The organism is Marinoscillum pacificum (assembly GCF_024714495.1).
Lineage (GTDB): Bacteria > Bacteroidota > Bacteroidia > Cytophagales > Cyclobacteriaceae > Marinoscillum > Marinoscillum pacificum.
The window spans coordinates 119,564-139,330 of record NZ_JAMZMJ010000013.1 but is presented as its reverse complement, the minus strand read 5'-3'; the positions used below and the strand labels follow the sequence as shown (position 1 = coordinate 139,330).

Annotated in this window: 13 protein-coding genes; 2 read left to right on the top strand and 11 right to left on the bottom strand. The window is 39.3% G+C overall.

The window, feature by feature from the left end; all coding sequences use genetic code 11:
* Nucleotides 1–107: 107 nt before the first annotated feature.
* The 3 genes from NXS00_RS22145 to NXS00_RS22135 all read right to left on the bottom strand — a co-directional run bounded on the left by NXS00_RS22145 (nucleotide 108) and on the right by NXS00_RS22135 (nucleotide 7,307).
* Nucleotides 108–4,160: a hybrid sensor histidine kinase/response regulator transcription factor gene (locus tag NXS00_RS22145; protein WP_258101467.1), complete on the bottom strand. Its 4,053-nt coding sequence runs from the start codon at nucleotides 4,158–4,160 to the stop codon at nucleotides 108–110.
* Nucleotides 4,161–4,252: 92 nt separating this feature from the next.
* The gene (locus NXS00_RS22140; protein ID WP_258101466.1) at nucleotides 4,253–6,145 is read right to left on the bottom strand and encodes a sialate O-acetylesterase; all 1,893 of its coding nucleotides are present in this window, start codon (nucleotides 6,143–6,145) and stop codon (nucleotides 4,253–4,255) included.
* Nucleotides 6,146–6,152: 7 nt separating this feature from the next.
* The gene (locus tag NXS00_RS22135) at nucleotides 6,153–7,307 is read right to left on the bottom strand and encodes a glycoside hydrolase family 26 protein (protein WP_258101465.1); all 1,155 of its coding nucleotides are present in this window, start codon (nucleotides 7,305–7,307) and stop codon (nucleotides 6,153–6,155) included.
* Nucleotides 7,308–7,610: 303 nt separating this feature from the next.
* Between NXS00_RS22135 and NXS00_RS22130 the strand changes: the two genes are divergently transcribed.
* Nucleotides 7,611–8,315 carry an SIMPL domain-containing protein gene (locus NXS00_RS22130; protein WP_258101464.1) on the top strand — a complete coding sequence of 235 codons (705 nt, stop codon included), beginning with the start codon at nucleotides 7,611–7,613 and terminating at the stop codon, nucleotides 8,313–8,315.
* 68 nt (nucleotides 8,316–8,383) lie between these two features.
* Here NXS00_RS22130 and NXS00_RS22125 read toward each other — a convergent pair whose 3' ends face one another.
* From NXS00_RS22125 to NXS00_RS22100, 6 genes are all read right to left on the bottom strand, one after another.
* Nucleotides 8,384–8,980 carry an HD domain-containing protein gene (locus NXS00_RS22125; RefSeq protein WP_258101463.1) on the bottom strand — a complete coding sequence of 199 codons (597 nt, stop codon included), beginning with the start codon at nucleotides 8,978–8,980 and terminating at the stop codon, nucleotides 8,384–8,386.
* 155 nt (nucleotides 8,981–9,135) lie between these two features.
* Nucleotides 9,136–11,208, bottom strand: a complete 2,073-nt coding sequence (locus NXS00_RS22120) for a glycoside hydrolase family 3 C-terminal domain-containing protein (RefSeq protein WP_258101462.1) — start codon at nucleotides 11,206–11,208, stop codon at nucleotides 9,136–9,138.
* Between the two features lie 206 nt (nucleotides 11,209–11,414).
* Nucleotides 11,415–14,051, bottom strand: a complete 2,637-nt coding sequence (locus NXS00_RS22115) for a DUF5916 domain-containing protein (RefSeq protein ID WP_258101461.1) — start codon at nucleotides 14,049–14,051, stop codon at nucleotides 11,415–11,417.
* 174 nt (nucleotides 14,052–14,225) lie between these two features.
* On the bottom strand, nucleotides 14,226–14,351 hold the full coding sequence (locus NXS00_RS22110; protein ID WP_258101460.1) for a hypothetical protein: 126 nt from the start codon (nucleotides 14,349–14,351) through the stop codon (nucleotides 14,226–14,228).
* A gap of 62 nt (nucleotides 14,352–14,413) precedes the next feature.
* The gene (locus NXS00_RS22105; RefSeq protein WP_258101459.1) at nucleotides 14,414–15,805 is read right to left on the bottom strand and encodes a hypothetical protein; all 1,392 of its coding nucleotides are present in this window, start codon (nucleotides 15,803–15,805) and stop codon (nucleotides 14,414–14,416) included.
* Complete coding sequence (locus NXS00_RS22100) at nucleotides 15,783–16,343, bottom strand: RNA polymerase sigma factor (protein WP_258101458.1); 561 nt, start codon at nucleotides 16,341–16,343, stop codon at nucleotides 15,783–15,785. Before NXS00_RS22100 ends, NXS00_RS22105 begins: the two co-directional genes overlap by 23 nt.
* A gap of 166 nt (nucleotides 16,344–16,509) precedes the next feature.
* On the opposite strand from NXS00_RS22100, the gene NXS00_RS22095 reads away from it, so the two are divergent.
* Entirely contained in the window at nucleotides 16,510–17,802 is a 1,293-nt protein-coding gene (locus NXS00_RS22095) for a type IX secretion system plug protein (protein ID WP_258101457.1), read from the top strand.
* On the opposite strand, the gene NXS00_RS22090 is transcribed toward NXS00_RS22095, so the two are convergent.
* Nucleotides 17,782–18,591, bottom strand: coding sequence for a CRISPR-associated endoribonuclease Cas6 (locus NXS00_RS22090; protein WP_258101456.1), 810 nt, complete (start codon nucleotides 18,589–18,591; stop codon nucleotides 17,782–17,784). The genes NXS00_RS22095 and NXS00_RS22090 overlap by 21 nt on opposite strands.
* 77 nt (nucleotides 18,592–18,668) lie before the next feature.
* Complete coding sequence (gene ychF / locus NXS00_RS22085) at nucleotides 18,669–19,766, bottom strand: redox-regulated ATPase YchF (protein ID WP_258101455.1); 1,098 nt, start codon at nucleotides 19,764–19,766, stop codon at nucleotides 18,669–18,671.
* Nucleotide 19,767 lies beyond the last annotated feature (1 nt).

The window sequence follows — 19,767 nt, the reverse complement described above, 5'->3', positions numbered from 1 at the left end:
TAACTCTTAAAAAGGCATGCAACATGCATCATTTTAATCCAGAGTAGGTGCAAAATGTATTTATCTCAACAAACACCACAAAATCAATAGCTTTAACACATCTTTTATCAGCTATTTGTATGCTTGTCAGAAGCCATAGAGGCATATTTGGATGGCAAGACCTTATAAGCTTTCTTAAAATACTTAGTGAAGTATTTTGGATTATTAAAACCAACATTATATGCTACTTCAGCCACGTTGAGCTGGCTTCGTTCCAGCAAAGCTGCTGCTCGTTTGATTCGAACTTCTCTGATGAATTCTATGGGTGTCTTTCCCGTCAACTCAAGTACTTTTTTATACAACTGCCCTCGACTTACCGCCATCTCGCTACTCAGCTCCTGTACCGAAAAATTTGCATTGGAGATATTCGAGTTCACTACTTCCAGTGCTTTCGTAATAAATTTCTCATCAAGTGAAGTAATCTCTATCTCTTGAGGCTTGGCCTCCACACGATGCTCCTGAGCATGAATAAGTTTCTGCAGCTGAATGGCCGATTTGATAGTTTGCACCAAAATTTCAAAATTGAATGGCTTGGTAATGTATTCTATAGCTCCAGCTTCAAATCCTTCTAATTTCTGATCATCAGAGTAATGTGCGGTCAATAAAATAACAGGGATATGCGCCGTACGTGGATCATTCTTAATTTTCTTACATAAGTCAATACCATTGACTTCAGGCATCATGATATCCGTCACCACCAGATCAGGTAATTTTTGTAGTATTTTCCTCCATGCCTCCTTACCATTTGGCGCTTCATAGATATTATAAACCTCTTTCAGGTTGTCCTTCAGATAAAAACGAAAATCCGCATTATCATCAGTAAGCATGATAGTAGCTTTATCATCTTGATGTATCACAGGTGAATCATCTTCTTCTAAATGATCTACCACATCTTCTGTATCCAAATACTCAGTCAGCTTTTTCATCGGCAGCTCAAAAATGAAGCTACTGCCTTTATCTACTTCACTTTCCACCCAAATAGTACCTTCATGCATTTCCACAAACTCTTTCGTGATGGATAAACCAATTCCACTTCCATGATTAAGGTGAAGCGATGAATCATTGTCCAACTGGAAAAAACGATTAAACACATCGTTTAATCTCTCCTGCGGGATGCCAATACCAGTATCCTCCACAGAAATTCGAATAGTATGAAGTTCTTCACGATATGCAACGTCCCGTACAGAAACATCTATTTTTCCTCCTGAATGAGTGAATTTGAAAGCGTTGGAAAGCAGGTTAAACAAAATTTTCTCCATTTTATCACGATCAAAAAGCGTCAAAAACTCATTCATATTCGAATGAAAATGTAATCGCACTCGACGATCATTAGACAAATCTGAAAACGACTCAGTTATGCTTTTGATAAAATCAATCAAATCACCTGTAGCCAATGACAATCGGTGTTGGTTGGCCTCCATTTTGCGGAAATCCAAAAGCTGATTAACCAATGTCAACAGTCTCTTGGCATTACGATGAATCATCTGATAATGCTTCTGATTTTGAGGATCAGAAGTAGTTTTCAAGAATCGCTCTATAGGAGTTAGAATCAACGTAAGTGGCGTTCTAAATTCATGGCTGATATTGGTGAAGAATTTAATCTTCATGAGATCTAATTCATGTAAACGCTTGGCTTCCAATCTATCCTGAGCAATTCTAGCACGGAATCTTTCCTTATTGATAATGGATTTTCGAGTTAGAAATAACAGAACCACCAAAATCAACACATAGCTGGTATAGGCATAAGGAGTTTGCCACCATGGTGATAAAATTTCAATATTCATCACCTTGGCTTTACTGTTCCAACGCTGGGTTTGATCACTAGCCATTACTTCAAACTGGTATTTACCAGGATCAAGGTTGGTATAATTAGCTCTGTGAATATTTGGTCTGACCACCCAGTTATCATCAAATCCTATCAATCGGTATTTGTAATTAATATTTTCCTGTCGGTAGAAACTCAGCGCCGTAAACTCTATAGTAAAAGAGTTTTCATCATGTTTTAATACAAGGTTCTCCGTATTGTTTAGTCCATTTTCAAACCAAACACGTTCATTGAAAGTGTCTCCAGGCTTTACCTGCTGATTCGAAACAAAGAAGTTTAAAAAAGCCAACTCACTTTCCTCATCCGGAACTCTAATTTTCTCTGGATCAAACACATTCAATCCATTTTTTCCTCCAAAAGCTAAATCTCCATTTTTTAGCTTAAGCACGGAGCGTTCGTTGAAAACATCCCCTTGCAATCCATCCGATAAATCAAAGTTGTGAAACATGGGTCTGCCTTCTTTGAATGTTAATTTGGAAAGTCCTTTAGGTGTGCTTAACCAGTAGTTTCCATCTGCATCTTGCTCTATAGCAGCTACAATGTTTTCCGGCAATCCATCCTCTTTGGTATAGGTTGTGAAACTATCCGTGTTCGGGTCGTATTTACTCAACCCATACATGGTCCCTATCCACATATTATTGTCCACATCACAAAAAATATGAAGCACAGAGTTGTTGCTGAGCGATTTAGAATTACCCGTTTCCCTTAAGATATGACGAAGCGTATCGCTACCGTCAAATACCTGCAAGCCATAGCCTGTACCGATCCACATATTTCCGTTTTGATCTTCACAGAAACTAGTGATATAGTCTGAATTAATCTTTTGATTGCTCAACCCAAAATGATAGAGCTTCTTGAAGTTTTGGTCATACACATCTACGCCACCTTTTAGCGTACCAACCCACAAGCGCTTTTGACTATCCAATAGGATATTCCACACACTGTTATCTGAAATACTGTTAGAATCCTTATCATCGTGATAATAGGTTTTAAAACTCTTGCCATCAAAATAATTGAGTCCGCCAAAATAGGTGCCCAACCACAATCCACCCTTTGCAGCTTTACTCATGCTCACCACAATATCCGAACTCAAGCTATTGGGATTCTCTGCATCATGAGTGTAATTGGTGTACTTTCCAGTCTTTAAATTGAAGTAGGTAATCCCCCCTCCATCTGTACCTAGCCATAAATTCCCTTTCTCATCTTCAACAATTGGCCAGATATCGTTGGCATTAGTTGGATGATTACCCACCTGCTTGAAGAAATTGAAAAACACAGCTTCACTAGAAAAGTAATTCACCCCTCCTTTATTGGTTCCTAACCATACCAATCCATTGTCATCCTGATACATGCAGATGATACTGTTGTGACTAAGTGATTTAGGATCGGAAGGATTATTGACAAAATTGGTATAGCTCCAGTTTTGCTTATCCAAAACGGTCATTCCTCCATGATCTACTCCTATTATGATGCGGTCATTCTCATCCTGTAAGATCCCAGAGACAATATTGGAACCTAACTCATTGACTCCATAGTGTTTGTGGTCTTTACTGGTAGCATGATAATAGCATAATCCAAAACTTTTATTTTCACTGTAAAACCAAAATCCACCTGTATTATCCAGAAAACTCATCAAATCATTGATCCCCTTGAGATGATCAGGATAGGTCAAAAATGTGGTATTCCCCTGATCTGTTACATCCACCAGTTCAATTTCTCCATCAGAATGTACCAATGCCATATTTCCATTATGATCTAAATTGATACTTGTCACATCTCGATAAGACCCTCCATAGTGATAGATTTGATTTGTTGAAGTAATGTATTTTTTTACCCCAATGTTTTCTATCACAAACCAATAATTGCCTAGTGGATCTTTGACGATATCCCGAAGGTTGTAGTTATTTATTTGAAGCTCTGAAAGTAATGCCGTGATATCTACAAAACGTTCTTTATGGATATCATAAGCATATACACCATAATGGGATTTCAACCACACACGTTCTTCAGGGCCTTCTTTGAGCCATACCACATTAGGATCACTCGGTGAGAAAGGATTATTCTCATCAAATTCCAACAATTCGATATTATGACCATCATATCGATTGAGTCCTGATCGGGTACCGAACCACATAAAGCCATAATTATCCTGATAGATTGTACCTACTCGATTATGAGACAATCCATCTCTTATATCAAGGTGCTCAAATCTAATCTGAGGAGTTTGCGACCAGGAGTTTAACCCAGCAAATAACAGCAGAGCTAAAAGGCCAATATTGAAGGTTCTTAACATCATTTTCAGGGGTAGGGTACCTAATAAATTTAACGAAATCGTAATTGGGTAGAGAACGATTTCCCTTTTTTTCTTACATCATCACTCTAATTTACTCATTGAGGCTTTATTTCTGCCTTAAATGGAACAGCAGGTAATCCTTCTCTATTGTAAAGGTTTGCCTCAGGGTTATCTCCTAATGCATAGGATACCTGCACCGGATCGGATACATTGTCCGAACTCAAAACAATCTCATTATTCCGAATTTCAGCTTCAGCCCAATACCACACATCATCTTCACCTGCCAGTGCAAAGCCCTGAACTGGACCCTCACTATTTAAACCTCCGCCTAGGTGATCAAACTTTACAATCACATCGTGACCATTTCTTGCGACTGAACTAAATGATGGTCCAGAATAAACTACTTCATCACCAAAGCTCACTTTCTTGGCGGCCAACCACAATCGCTCACCTACATCCTTTTTATTTCTCGGATGAATGTCATCTGCATTTCCAATATCAATAGTTACGGTCATAGCCGTTTTAGGAAGTTCCAAAGTTTGGGTTTGCGCTTCACGCAATTGAGCCCAATTACTATTAATTGGTAGTTCCTGTCTTTGCATAAAATTAGCCAACTGAACATACAAGAATGGCATTTCATAGCCCCATTCCCTTCGCCAATCTTTGATCATGTTCGAAAACAGCTCTTTATAATACTGTGGTTTGTCTGCATTGGATTCTCCTTGATACCAAATAACTCCACGTACAGTATATCCCGCAATTGGTGCTATTTTGGCATTGTATAAGAATGAAGGCATCTGAAACATCTTAATCGCCATTGGGATTTTAGGCTCTATGGCATTACTATATTTCCAACTTCCCTCTAGTGATATTTTTGATCCATTGACTGCTAGCCACATTTCATCAGGTCTCCCAAAGTACACATTATTGTCCCAGGAATTAGCTACCCGATAAGTGATGACATTTTTGCCTTTGCGAATCAAATCAGGTGAAATGACCAAAGGCTTGGTATCTTCATTCCACTGTTTACTCCATATCAATTCACCGTTGAAAAACACAAAAGCTTCCTGAACAACATTACTTACAAATAACTCTACAGAAGAAATGGTATCAGGATCTAGACTTACTTCACGACGCAACCAAGTCAAATCTGTCATTTTGCAATTACACGGCAGGTCATAAACCGTCCACTTACTATCATCAAAATCCACAAATTGGGCTCCAGTAGCTACAGCACCTTCCTTGTCACGCATCAACTCCCATTTGCGCGCATCCTTTTGTTCATTTTCCTTCTCAATCTCAGACCATGGGGTATTAGGATTGATAATGGTATCCGCGATCGTTTCATAACCAGGAGTTTTCGCAAGTGTCTCAATTGTTGTCCAAGCCTCGGCAGGTGTCCCACCCCAATGACTTTCTACTATTCCAACAGGCACCTCTTTTTCCAGATGATTCTTTTTAGCAAAAAACCAGGCAACAGCCGAAAACTGTGGACTATTTTCTTCATTGGCCAGCATCCAACTACCTCCATTTATATCAGATTGTGGTGAAGAAGCATACTCATTTGGAACTTTGAAAAATCTCATCTCAGGATAATCCGAATCCTTTACTTCATCTTCCCAATTGTTCACATTCCATTGTAGTTGCCACTCCATATTGGATTGACCACTAGCTACCCAGACATCTCCTACAAGTACATCATTAACTACTATGGCAGTATCTTTATTGGAAACCGTAAGCACAAATGGACCACCGGCTCTCTGAGCATCCAAATAGCTTTCAAAATAACCTTGCTTATCTGACTTCACCTTTTTGCTTTTGCCATTAAAGGCCACTGTAATGCTTGAGGCTGGTTTACTCCACCCCCAGACTTTTATGGGTTGATCCCGTTGCAAAACCATATGATCGGCAAACAACCTTGGCAACTTTAACTGAGCATTCGAAACCGATGCTCCAAGCAATAATAGAATAGCTATATAATTACGCATAAATATCTCATTTGAGGGCTTTACCACTCTTATAAGGATTTTTTAAATCTCTTTCGAAATAAGTTAATGAATCAGCTTCAAAAAGTTGAAAGTCAGGAACACTTGGATGATCAGCATAAGGAGCATAGTGGTGAGTATTATTTGCATTTCGCCAAACTAGAACCCAGGCGATAGCAATTTCTGAACGATGTTGTTTCACTGGATTCAGAATGATGTTGGTAAACCAATCTGATTGTGTAACACCTTCCAATCCGGTCTCTGTTAATGCAGCGACCTTGCCTTTGTCTCGAGCTATTTTTGTAATTAGCTTTAAGCTTTCGACAAAATTATGTGCCTGCCGCTCTGCACTTTCCAATCCTCCAAGACGTCCTACATCGCCATAATTATCAATACCAATTATGTCAACATAATCATCACCTGGATATCCCCAAAGATAGTTCTGCTCAGGAATGGTATCTAACCTCAGTCTGCTTCTATCCGGACTAAATGCATATAGGAGATGATGAAGTTCTTTCTCATTCTTCAAGTAATCCACAGTAAACCGAAAGAGTTCAATATATTCTTCCTCAGAGACATTCCCTTTGCCCCACCAAAACCAATCTCCATTATGCTCATGCCATGGACGAAAAATGATTGGAATCTTGTCAAATCCCGCATTAAAAGAATCAAACATCTCAGCTAGAAGATCCAACTGCTCCACAAACGCTTGATGTTTTGAACCTCCAGGTAAAAGATCATGCACTGATGGAGTTTTATCCCAGCTATTACCTCCTGTAGTGAGATTATCCAGATGCCAGGAAAAGGTGTTGATTGAGCCCATTTTGTAGGCCTTTTTCACCCATTTGCGCATGTTATCAAAACGAACCTGATCGAGATTACTATCTTTATCCAGCCTACTACCAACATCCCATCCATGAACAGCTGGAAAGGTTCCAACGGATTCCTTCACATCCGAACGACCTTTTTCTTCCTTCCATCCAACTCCATATGCCTGGTCATCTTGATGCCCAAACATAAATCCACGCTCTGCAATCAGATGCAAATTGGTAAGAAGACTTTTGGTTCTTTTAGTTGCCTGGTTGTCTATAGGTTCCTGACTAATACTTACAAGCGGCACATAGAAAATTGCCGCCAGTATTATAATTCGTAAACTGCTCATCATCTGGTTAGTTGCTTATACTTCTTGTTATATGGGTGAGGAAAAGCAAAGGGGTGATTTCGCTTCACCCCTTCGTCACCAAAATCTGAAGAAGTATAACTTTCATCAAGATTAATTCTAATCCTATTAGATGATAATCACTGCATTTGTAAACATTTGAACCACCTAAAAAAGCGATTTATGACACCACCTCAACTCGAACTTTCCGGATTTGTGGCAGGATATAATTCTGAACGAAGAGGTTACCTAATGTTGTTACATCGTATTAATCCAAAATAATCTTTAATTATTAATATTTTCATCGCCATGAAAAACATAATGATTCTGTGCCTACTGGCACCCACTTTGGCCTTTGCGCAAAATGAAAGCCGATCCATCACTGTATATGGTACCGCCGAACAAGAGATTAAGCCAGATGAGATCTGGCTCGACGTAGAATTCTCAGAACATGCCAAACTCAAAAATTCTGTCATTGAAGATCAAGTAAAAGAATTTCAATTGATCTTAACTAAGTATGAGATTTCTGCCGAACAGGTTGAGATGACAGATTTTTCGAGCTCTAGATATAACTACAATAGCTCCAGCAAGCGCGTTTCTCTGGAAAAACAATATCGAGTTAAACTAACCAATTATCGGATAGTCAACCAGCTGATCATGGACATTGTATCCACGGGAGCTGAGCGGGTATATATTTCAGACCTAAGATATAACGACATTGAAACCATGAAACTTGAGGTTACAAAGGAAGCCATTGCTAATGCCCGAAACAAGGCAGCAATGATGGTGGAGGCTCAAGGTGATCAATTAGGTAAAACATTATCCATTAAAGAGTTTGGAACGGATGATAATGATTCAGATTATGGGTCTTATCGCTATGTTTCCACGTTTGACTATAGATCCAGATTGAGTGCATTTGGAGCAGTCAGTAGGTCTGTTTCTGGACCTGAAGAAATCAACGTAGAAGATGTAACCATCAATTCTAAAGTAAGAGTCACATACATGTTGGAATAGCCTGACAGCTTTATTGTGTTCAAATACTAAAAAGGCCGTGCCAACATGCGGCCTTTCTTTATTTCCTTTCAACCTTTAGGAATGATTCCTTTTGAATGGTTGTCATCAATTAAATCTTTGGCATAACTCCACAATACGTTTGAGCCTTTTTCAATTTTCTGAGTTTTATGAATGACAGTACTATATGGAACCTGAAATTCTGCCCAAGTACCTCCATCATTGGATGCATTCTGCATAATTGGCTCTAACCTGTCCAACGAATGTGCATATCGCGCTTCAGCGGTTTCTCCTTCCTCAAATTCCAGCCAAATATTTATTAGTTCATTAGCCTGTTCGGCAGGAAGCATTCCAAAAATTTCTTTAGCAGCTTTTAGCTCCTCCTCTGTATTGTCATGGTTTTTGGTTGTGTCATAAAGAAAAACATCTCCCGCATTGATTTCTACAATATCATGAATCAATAGCATTTTGATAACCTTCAGAAGATCCACTTGCTCATTCGAATGCTCTTTGAGCACCAAAGCCATCATTGCTAAATGCCAGCTATGCTCCGCATCATTCTCATGACGACCACTACCAAAAAGGCGTGTTTTTCGAGTGATGTATTTAAGCTTGTCTATGTACTCGATAAAGGCAATCTGCTGATCCAGGCGTGAATTAGTACTCATAAGTTTCTTAGTTAGCGATTGGCTAAATGAAACAATCGAGAATAAATAGCAAAGGAATTTTGTAATAAAGGGTTAGATAATTGCGGACATTTTTCCGAGAAATAAAAAAGCACCATCCGTTGCCGAATGGTGCCCTGTGCAATCGCTATCAAATATCAATCTAAACTAACTGATACTTCACTGCGAATATCTCTTGAAGAAGCTCCTACCCAAACTGTATATTCTCCAGACTCAACTTTCCAACTAGAAGTTTCCACATCATAGTATGCCAATTCCGAAACAGGCACTTCCACACTTAATTGCTGTGTCTCACCGGCCTTCAATTCAACTTTAGCAAATCCTTTCAACTCCTTAGCTGCGCGTTCAATTGATGAGTTGTTCTTTCCAAAGTACACCTGTACTATTTCTTTACCAGCTACATCTCCAGTATTAGCAATATCTAATGATAAAGTAATTGTACCTCCATTATTCATGACTTTTGGTTCGGAATAATCAAAAGTCGTATAAGACAATCCAAAACCGAATGGATAAAACGGCTCTACATTCTTAGTATCAAACCATCTATATCCAACGAGAATACCTTCTTGGTAAGTCACCACGTCTGGGCCACCAGGAAAACTATTTGTTGCATGAGCTGGAGAATCCTCCAACTTTTTAGGGAAAGTGACTGGAAGTTTGCCGCTTGGGTTTACTACTCCAAACAATACATCTACGATTGCATCTCCAGCTTTGGAACCGTTAAACCAGGACCAAACTAGTGCATCTACTTGCTCGTGCACGTTGGAAACATCGTAAGGCGCTCCTGCAATCATCACAACAATGGTATTTGGATTCGCAGCTTTAACTGCTGCAATTAACTCTTCCTGAGCAAATGGAAGACGTAACCCTTTTCTATCTTCCGCTTCTGTTTCTACCAGTCTGTTAGATCCCGCAAAAACCACAGCTACATCAGAGTTGCTTGCTGCTTCTACTGCTTCTTTGATCAAATTAGAATCTGCTGAATAATCAATTGGGAGCCCCCAGGAGCGATCAAGGTCATTTGGCAAATACTTCTCTTCGTATCCTTGAGCGTAATTAACTTTCACGTTCGGGTACTTAGTAGTAATCGCATCAAAAGGAGTTACTTCAGTCTTGGTTTTTACTCCAGCCCCAAATCCCTGGTTAGCATGTTTTCTTTTAGCATTATCACCGATAACAGCGATACTTTTTACCTGATCATCTTTTAGTGGAAGGAGATTATTCTCATTCTTTAGCAATACAATGGACTCCTTTGCTACATTGTACGCTACTTCCAAATGTTCCGGAGTATTGATAGAGCCTGATTTTCTACCAGTAGTATCAATAGCGTGAACCTGATTCATTGCATATAAAATGTTCTTCACCTTGGCATCGATCACCGCTTCGTCCACTTTTCCATCTTTCACTGCTCCAATTAATGCTTCTGAGAAATACCACTGATCGTAATCATCTATTTCAGTTCCCATCTCAATATCCAAACCATACTTAGCAGATTCTACGGTAGAATGTACCGCTCCCCAGTCGGACATTACAAAGCCCTTGAATCCCCACTCATCTCTTAAGATCGTATTTAGCATGTAATCATTCTCAGACAAATAAGCACCTCTAAACTGATTGTAAGCACTCATTACCGAGTAAGCATTTCCTTCCTGAACCGCAGCTTTAAATACTGGTAAGTACATCTCACGAATAGTGCGTTCATCAGCTTGCACATCAATAGAACCTCTGAGGGTTTCCTGATTGTTAATGGCGTAATGCTTTACACACGAAATCACATCCTGTGCTTGCAAACCTAACACATACGGCACGGCCAATTGCTTATTTAGGAAAGGGTCTTCTGTAAAATACTCAAAGTTTCTTCCTCCAAGTGGAGAACGTATAAGATTAACTGCCGGTGCTAACAATACATGCTTATTTCTTGCTCTTGCTTCCTGCCCGATCGCCTCACCATATTGTTTAGCAAGATCCAGGTTCCAGGTAGCAGACAATCCTCCTCCTGCTGGAAAAAAAGTTGCAAAGTCATTATCCCATCCTGCTGCTGCCCAGCTATCATTCTGAATCTCTTCACGTACTCCAAGTGGACCATCAGTAGATGTCAAAGCTGGAACACCTAATCGCTCTACTCCTGCAGAAGTAAACTTACCACTACCATGGAGCATGTGAACTTTCTCCTCCAGCGTCATCTGGGAAACTAATTGATCTATACTCATAGTGTTATCTGTCTCTTTTGTCGTAGAACAGGCTATCATTAGAGTCAAGCCAAGAAAAAATAAATAGCTACGCATCACCTTTATCGTTTGTTTTGTGCAACAAAAGTACATTAGCAACCCTCCAATGCTGGGTTGCTTTTTGACTAGAAAAGGGTAATGAAATGTATCCCATTTGTTTTAGGATACAATTTGAGACATAATTGCTATTACAAGATAAATCGGTAAGTATACTTCAATAAGAAAATATTACTCCCATTGACTTTATTCAGGTCATTGGTCAATTCTGAGAAACTGTTCCGTCTTGAATTATGATATTCTGACGCATTAGATGTCCAAACCAGAAACAATGTTGACCCAGGAATATACTCCCAGCGCAACACACAGTTTGATCGGAACTGCATGAAATTGAAATTAGGGTCGTCTAATACATAATCGACTTCACCATTTCGATCATGATCTATATGATACACCAACTCATCTTCCATGAACATGATTTGATTAGCATCATATGGGAGATAACGTTGATTATATTCATTTGCATTTGGATCTAATACTCGTTTAAAATTGGAATATTCTCCACTTGAGATAAAAGGCTGTCCCCAATATTCGATGGACAGATTTGGAGTGATAATGTAATTAACCCTCACAGACGCACTGTAGGTCACTTGTTTGATATTTCCGAGTATATATTCTCCATTACCTCCAGACTCATAAGAATCTACATATTGTAGTTCATCGTCATTGGTACTTATTCCTGGAGAAACGGACAGTCTAAGTGCATCCGTAGGTTGATATCTTATTCCTATATCTATCCCTTTCCCAATGAAATTATCATGGCTTCCATATGCAATCCATGGATTCATATCCATATAAAACTTCTTATTGTCATTGCTACTCAGGTAAAGCCAATACTCATTACCTCCAGGATAGCGAATGGATGGGCCACCTCTCAAGTCTGCATTCGACACGTTTTTGCCATAGATAGAACTGCCCATTCCCAAAAACCATAGATTTTCGAACTGCATATGCATATTAAAGTTGAGTGCCTGATAGATATTCACTCCATCAAAATCCCAGGTCAGGTACTGGTTTCCATTCAACCTAAACCATCTAAATATCCCAAAAGGCTTCAAAATACGATACTGAGCCCACGTCCATTGCGAGATGTAATCCGACTGAACCAGGAAACCAACATCGTTTAGCTCAAACTCTGGAGAGCGCATAGTAGCTCCAGTTTGGAAAATAATATTTCCACTTCGCTTTCCCAATGCCGCACTCGCTGAGGTCCCGGTGAGGCTTGTTCTTGTACTATCTACCTGACTTCTTCTATTGTCTGGACGTTGGAAGAATCGTTCACTGGATGTTTGGGTCTGATAGATCGAATAAGGACTTCCTGTTACATGACTGAATACTCCATTCAAAGTAACATAGTAGTTCCTATCGTTAAAATTCTGAGTAAAATCTATTCCTCCAGAATAGGCGTCATCGTGTAAATAATCAAACCGATCCTCATCCAAATTCCTATTGGTAGCCGTGACCATTGCTCCAATCAATGCATTCCCCTGATTGATATCTTGTTGAACACGACCTACCAGGTAATTGGTCAAAGGCTCAACTGTTTCCATCCTGGAATCCCCAAGTGTATCGGTAATCTCTACCTTTTCCTTGTTCGTAACCGACTCCAGAACTCCCCATGAAAAACCATTCTTATTCTTTCCGGTCAATTTTGCAGCACCCAGTATGCGAGTATTTTCTATTTGATCTACATAAGCTATATCACCATCCTCCGGATAATAAGAGGGTTTACCACCAATTCTTCTCGAGTAAAACAAATTATCATTATTGAATGGACCTCCAGCCACTGATTCAGTTAGTCTGAAGTTTAGAATGTTATTACCTTCCAAAAAAAACGGTCGTCGTTCTTGAAAGAAAAGCTGAAATGCGGATAGGTTTACTCTGGATGGATCTGCTTCTACTTGGCCAAAATCAGGATTAATAGTTAAGTCAAGTGTTATATCGCTTGTGAGACCGATTTTAGCATCAACACCCAGATCTATGTCAGAAGAACGGCCTGTTGCGTATGGATTTCCCTCCTCTTCTTCAGAAAACTCTGTTTTGGCAAGCACATACGGCTGTATCTCAAGTTGCTTTTGAGGTTTTATGCCTCTAATGCCGTGCATCTCTCCAAACAGGTGAACCCAGCCTGGCGCTCCTTGTTCGATAGGTTGCCAATAGGAACGTTCCTGTTCTCTAAAAAGCATGCGCATTACCTGGATTCCCCATACATGGGACTCCTTATCTGCAAACCTTAACTGAGATAGTGGAATTTTAAATTCAGCTATCCAACCAAACTCATCTAAACTAGTCTTTAAATACCAAATAGGATCCCATGTAGCATCCCAATTTTCCCCATTATTAGAGATATACTCTTCACCTTTTACTCCTGAAGCTGAAGCAGAAAAACTGAAAGCGGTACGCTTATCAGCATAGCTATCTATATTTACTTCAACGAAATCACCTTCAAAACCATCTCGTCTGGACATCCGCCGAACAACCTTATCAGGTTCTGTATCGAAGGCCCTTATTCCTATGTAAAGGTATTTAGCATCGTAAAGTATTTTGAATTGTGTCTGCTGTGACGGAGCAGCACCGTCTACTGGTTGACGTTGAATAAAGTCCCCAGCCCATTCTACTTGTTCCCATGCCGGATCGTCAAGTCTTCCGTCTATTACAGGAACTTCTCCATCAATACTTGCTGTTTGATAGGTTCTGCGTGGGTCTTCTGATTGAGCAAACGACATGAAGCCACCAGCCAATAACAGATAGGTTATCAGATATTTCATTAGTTGGGTCAGATCAGCTTACGCTGAAATTTAGTTTAGTTAGTTGCCTTACTAACGAAATACTCCTCTGAATCGCACAGGTTACAAAAAAAAGAATGACCGGCCCAAATAAATGACTAATGGTTAACATTAAATCATAAACTCAAGCCGGTCAATCCGTTCAGATCCTATTTTTTAACCTACATAAAGTAGCGATAAGAAAATTAGAACCAATAAAGTCAAAGTGGATAATCTAATCAATTCGAGCACGCGTGGTTTCTCCTCCACCTGCTCAGTGCTGGTTAGTCTGTCTTCTGTCATATCTGGCGTAATTAGTTATCGATTATGTTATAGACCCTAGTTGAATCTATATGGTTGTAAAGTTAATTGAAATTATATCTAAGACCCGTCATAAATCCGAATCCTGATGGTGTAGTGGAAAAATTACTGGATGACTTGGTCAATGTGTTGATTGATTGTCTATAGTTCGGCTCTACGATTACATCGATTTTTTTCATAAAACGGTAACCTAGTTGAACCCCTGCCAATCCACTGAAACTCAAATCCCTATATGGAGAGGCATCTCCTGGCCCTATCGTTAGTTCAGCTACATCTGGATTATCGGTAGTCAACCTATTACCTAAGTAGATATTAGTTACCACTCCAGCGTTAACTTCCACACTAAGTTTTTGATCAAGAATTAAATAACCCGCTTTTACAGGAATGGAAGTAAACTCAAACACATTACTCATATCCACGTCTTCATAATCATACTCTACCACGTTTTCACTAGCCACTAAATGAGCCACTGCTGGTATATTTTTTCCTTGCCCTGTTGCTGGAATTCCTTCCTGAAGTGTAGATGTTCTTACCAAAATATTAGTTTCAGTTGTAGCACCAGCTCGAGCATATTGCACCCCACTGTGCAATCTCCAGCGATCTCCAAGCATTATTCCAAAGTTCACTCCCATGGATACTGTCTCACCTGGTGTCATATTCTCTCTTAAGTTTGGCGACTCACTATCAAACAAACCATTGGAATTCTGAGAAAAACCATTGGCTGACGATACTCCTAAACTTTCCAAAGAACTAACATTAGTATTATAGTTAGGGTTAAAACTACCAGAACCAACGTCTATCCCTGCCCAATATTTTGGTTCGTCAGACATTTGATATTTTTTACCACGAGAATTTACAGGAAGAAAGTAAATAAACTTCTCTTCATGATTCGATGAAATGGTCGTTTCAGGACTGTATCCAATAGCATTCAAATCAATTAATGCTACTTCTATTTTTTCAAAATCATCGGTATTAGCAAAATCAATAGTATTTGATCCGGACTCATTTGAAGAATTATCCTCATAAGTAATCATTCCAGTCTGATAAGTAGACCCTGAACGACCAAATGAGTCATCCATTCCATTACCTCGCCTAAAACGATTCACTCCATTACTGATTTCCTCGTTTTCCTGAAGTTCAATAGCACCTACTCTAAGTTGATTAGGCGAATCAATATCCGCTGCAGCACTTATCACGTAAGTGGTTGGCTGCTCGCCAAAGTACTGTATGGTCCCAAATGAAAAACTTAACAATATAGCAGCAGCTGCTACCCATTGATAAATAACTACCTTGGTCTTGTAGGTTTTAACAGCTTCATAAGCCAAACGACGATCTATATCACGCCATACGGCAGATGGTGCTTCCTCGCTCCACCCATCAAAGGCGCCTCGCCATTCCTGCTCAAAGTTATCCTCAGAATTCTCCCGCCCTGTCATAATCGATGTTGTTACTTTCTGATATCCATTCTTTCAACAAGCTCTTTGCCCTGGCATATTGAGATTTGCTAGTCCCTTCACTGATATTTAACTTATCAGCTATCTCATGATGCTTAAAGCCTTCTATTGCGTACAGGTTAAAAATCACCTGACAGCCAGTAGGCAACCTACGAATCATGGCCAATAGTTCCTGGTAAGTAAAATTAGAAAGGGTAAGCTCAGGGCCTGTATGATTTCTTAAGTCGCCGATATCTACCATTGGGTAGAGGTACAACTTACTACGCTGATGGTTCAAAGCGGTATTGATGACAATACGCTTGATCCAATACGCCAATGACGAGTCTTTTCTAAAGTCTTTAATGTTCTTAAACACTTTAATAAAGGCTTCCTGCAGAATATCTTCTGCTTCCTGCTGCATTTTTGAATACCGTAAGGCAATAGGATACATCTTAGAACTGTATCTCGCATACAATTCTTCCTGTGCTTTACGTTTTCCTTTAGAGCAGGCTTCGATTAGGTCTTCGTCACTGAAACTCATTCAGTATAGTTTAAATCAATAGACTCTGATATCTTGCAAATCGTTGGAATCGCAATAACAAATTTATGAAATGAGTATCAAACTACCCTTTCTTTAATTTCTCAACTAAGATTAAGAGTGGTTCTATACCAATTCCAAGTGACTATATAAACTCTTACAATCACACATGAAATATCTTCCATCCATTATGATAAGCTTAGTACTAGCAAGTTGTGTGCCAGTTAGTACGACTACTGATACAAAATCTCAAAAAAAACTCGTACATGACGATTTAAATTATGAGCCAGCTATTGGAATGGTCCAATTGTATCCTTATGGAGAAAATCTATCAAACACTCTACAATATCCTACCCTTCCGATTTCGAATACATCCGGATTACGACTAGAATTTGATTTACTCCAAAAAAACGCCGATTATGTCAATGTACGATACATTCATTGCAACTATGACTGGAGAAAATCAAACCTTAACGACATTCAATTTTTAGATGAATACAATGAGTTCTCTGTTGATGAATACAATTTTTCCCAGAATGCTCGAGAGCAATATGTGAAGTATGGCGCAACACTTCCAACCCCCACAAAATCAGGAAATTACATTTTAGTTGCATATAGAAACAGTGATAAATCAGATTTACTCTTCACCCGAAGGTTTTTAGTATACGATGGTGGTGTATCTATAGAAGGTTCTGTACGAGCCAGCAACATGGTCTCCAAAAGAAATCAAAATCAACAAATTGAATTTCAAGTGCAGTATGACGGCCTGGATAATATCAACCCATATAATGACATCAAGGTAACCGTGTTACAAAATCACAACTGGCACACAGAAATAACCGGATTACAACCTACCAACATTAGAATGTCTGAAGGATTGCTGATTTACGAACATTTTAATGGGGAAAATAATTTTCCGGCCTGGAATGAGTTCCGCTTTTTTGACCTCAGATCCACTGAATATCGTGGAATGAATGTCGCCAATGTTCAATATAAGGAAAATGAAGTGGATGCTTTCCTTAGCTTCGACAAATCCAGAAAAGGCCTGGCTTACACCCAATTTCAGGATGATATGAATGGCGGATACTATCTGGAAAATAGAGATCCTAATGACAGCCAACTCGAAAGTGAATATATCAAAGTACACTTTGAACTCATCACAGAACCTATCAATGGAGACGTTTATATAGCAGGAAGACACAATAACTGGGATCTATCTCCAAATAATAGAATGTATTATGATGAAGCCGTAGGAAGCTACAAAGGTCAACTTTTGTTGAAACAGGGGTATTATGATTACCTGTATTGGGTAAGCAGTGAGTCACTACCTGTCACCTATTTTGAAGGCAGCCATTTTCAAGCCATCAATAATTATGAGATTCTGGTGTATTACAGAAGTCCTTTCAACAATTATGATCAGCTAATCGGATACCGTTTGATATCAAGCAGAAACCAGTTCTGACTTTTTCATGAAAGGAACTGTACGCTCCACGGGATTGGAGTTGGCAATATCCAGCATTCCGAACCCTTTGCAGCACATGGAGCCAAGACCACAGGTGTACACAAAAGCTTGTACCTCCGGCGCAGCAAAAAGTGTGAATGGAAACGTGTATCCACGAACTTCCAGCTTCTCACCATGCTTGTACATTGGATAAATTCTGGCAAACTTCTTATTTGAAGATTTTAGCTTATTCAAATACTCTTTATCAGGAACAAGTTGAAATTTTTGAATATTTGGGATCGAATCTACATCAATACCATAACTCGTCATTCGATTGATCGTGGCTTCAAAAAGATAATCTGAGAAGGTATCCGATGTCGGGTCTATGAATTCTTTGGCTGAAGCTGGATCATCTTCTGGAGAGATAACTACTAGCGGACTTATACATAAAAATTTTGCTTCTCCATCCAAACCTACTGATACTTCCTCTTCAGCAAGCTCTGGAGTAATGTTAAGATCAGCAATTTGTATCGCATCCTGCTTTAAAAGCAATCCAACCAGGTGACTAATAAATGGTTCACTAACAGAGGAAACAACAATAGTCACTTTCTTAGAATTATAACGCAAACCATTTCTGCTAAGTCTGGTTTGACCTTTTAATCCAGAGAAACTATAAAAAGGATAATTCCTGAATTCATCGGAATTATCCTCTTCCAAAATATTTCTGATAACCTCAGAAATCAGATATTGATGATGAAAAGGAACCAGTCCTCCTCTATTATTGACATTGAACGTTATTCTTATTCTCACGGCACAAGTCTTTAAAAAATATAACTACGACCGCAACACAGTGTTAAGATTTTTTGTTCGGCTATTTATCGAAAAACTTACACGTTGAACCTGAAGTGCATTATATCACCGTCATGCACCACATATTCTTTACCTTCTATGGATAGCTTTCCAGCTTCTTTACAAGCATTTTCTGATCCATACTGCTCATAATCAGCAAGTTTTATCACTTCTGCCTTGATAAATCCACGTTCAAAGTCCGTGTGAATCACACCCGCAGCTTGCGGTGCTTTCCATCCTCTTTTGATCGTCCATGCTCTAACTTCCGTCACCCCTGCGGTAAAGTAGGTAATCAAATCAAGTAATGAATAAGCCGCTTTGATCAAACGGTTCAAACCTGATTCAGTCAGTCCATATTCATCAAGGAACATCGCCTTATCATCTTCATCGTCAAATTCAGCAATTTGAGCTTCCAACGCTGCAGACACTTTTACAACCTGAGCATTTTCTGGAGCAACAAACTCTTCAAATTTCTTGCTGTGCTCATTTCCAGAATTCACATTCTCTTCCTCCACGTTCGCTACATAGATAATTGGCTTATCTGTAAGTAACTGCAAATCACGAATTACAGAACGTTCTTCTTTGTCCATCTCCAAAGCACGAGCATTCTGACCAGACTCCAGGTGCTTTTTAAATGCCGCTAAGGTCTCCAATTCCTTTTTAGCCTTGGCGTCACCAGTCTTGGCTATTTTCTCTACTCGCTGTATTCTTTTATCAACAGACTCCAAATCTTTGAATTGAAGTTCTGTATCAATTACATCCTTATCTTCTATCGGGTCTACACGTCCTTCAACGTGTACAATATTGTCATTTTCAAAACATCTTACTACGTGAATGATCGCATCCACTTCACGGATGTTTGCAAGAAACTGATTACCTAGTCCTTCACCTTTACTTGCCCCTTTTACCAATCCTGCTATGTCCACAAACTCGATGACGGTTGGAACTACTTTTTGAGGATTTACAAGTCCTTTCAACACATCCAAACGCTCATCTGGCACTGTTATCACACCTACGTTTGGTTCAATCGTACAAAATGGAAAGTTTGCCGCTTCTGCCTTAGCATTCGATAGCGCGTTAAACAAAGTGGATTTTCCAACATTCGGAAGCCCTACAATTCCACATCTTAATCCCATA

What these genes read in the sequence shown, in the direction of transcription:
- NXS00_RS22145 (WP_258101467.1), bottom strand. Translation starts at nt 4,160, where the DNA reads ATGATGTTAAGAACCTTCAATATTGGCCTTTTAGCTCTGCTGTTATTT.
- NXS00_RS22140 (WP_258101466.1), bottom strand. Translation starts at nt 6,145, where the DNA reads ATGCGTAATTATATAGCTATTCTATTATTGCTTGGAGCATCGGTTTCG.
- NXS00_RS22135 (WP_258101465.1), bottom strand. Translation starts at nt 7,307, where the DNA reads ATGATGAGCAGTTTACGAATTATAATACTGGCGGCAATTTTCTATGTG.
- NXS00_RS22130 (WP_258101464.1), top strand. Translation starts at nt 7,611, where the DNA reads ATGAAAAACATAATGATTCTGTGCCTACTGGCACCCACTTTGGCCTTT.
- NXS00_RS22125 (WP_258101463.1), bottom strand. Translation starts at nt 8,980, where the DNA reads ATGAGTACTAATTCACGCCTGGATCAGCAGATTGCCTTTATCGAGTAC.
- NXS00_RS22120 (WP_258101462.1), bottom strand. Translation starts at nt 11,208, where the DNA reads ATGAGTATAGATCAATTAGTTTCCCAGATGACGCTGGAGGAGAAAGTT.
- NXS00_RS22115 (WP_258101461.1), bottom strand. Translation starts at nt 14,051, where the DNA reads ATGAAATATCTGATAACCTATCTGTTATTGGCTGGTGGCTTCATGTCG.
- NXS00_RS22110 (WP_258101460.1), bottom strand. Translation starts at nt 14,351, where the DNA reads ATGACAGAAGACAGACTAACCAGCACTGAGCAGGTGGAGGAGAAACCA.
- NXS00_RS22105 (WP_258101459.1), bottom strand. Translation starts at nt 15,805, where the DNA reads ATGACAGGGCGGGAGAATTCTGAGGATAACTTTGAGCAGGAATGGCGA.
- NXS00_RS22100 (WP_258101458.1), bottom strand. Translation starts at nt 16,343, where the DNA reads ATGAGTTTCAGTGACGAAGACCTAATCGAAGCCTGCTCTAAAGGAAAA.
- NXS00_RS22095 (WP_258101457.1), top strand. Translation starts at nt 16,510, where the DNA reads ATGAAATATCTTCCATCCATTATGATAAGCTTAGTACTAGCAAGTTGT.
- ychF (WP_258101455.1), bottom strand. Translation starts at nt 19,766, where the DNA reads ATGGGATTAAGATGTGGAATTGTAGGGCTTCCGAATGTTGGAAAATCC.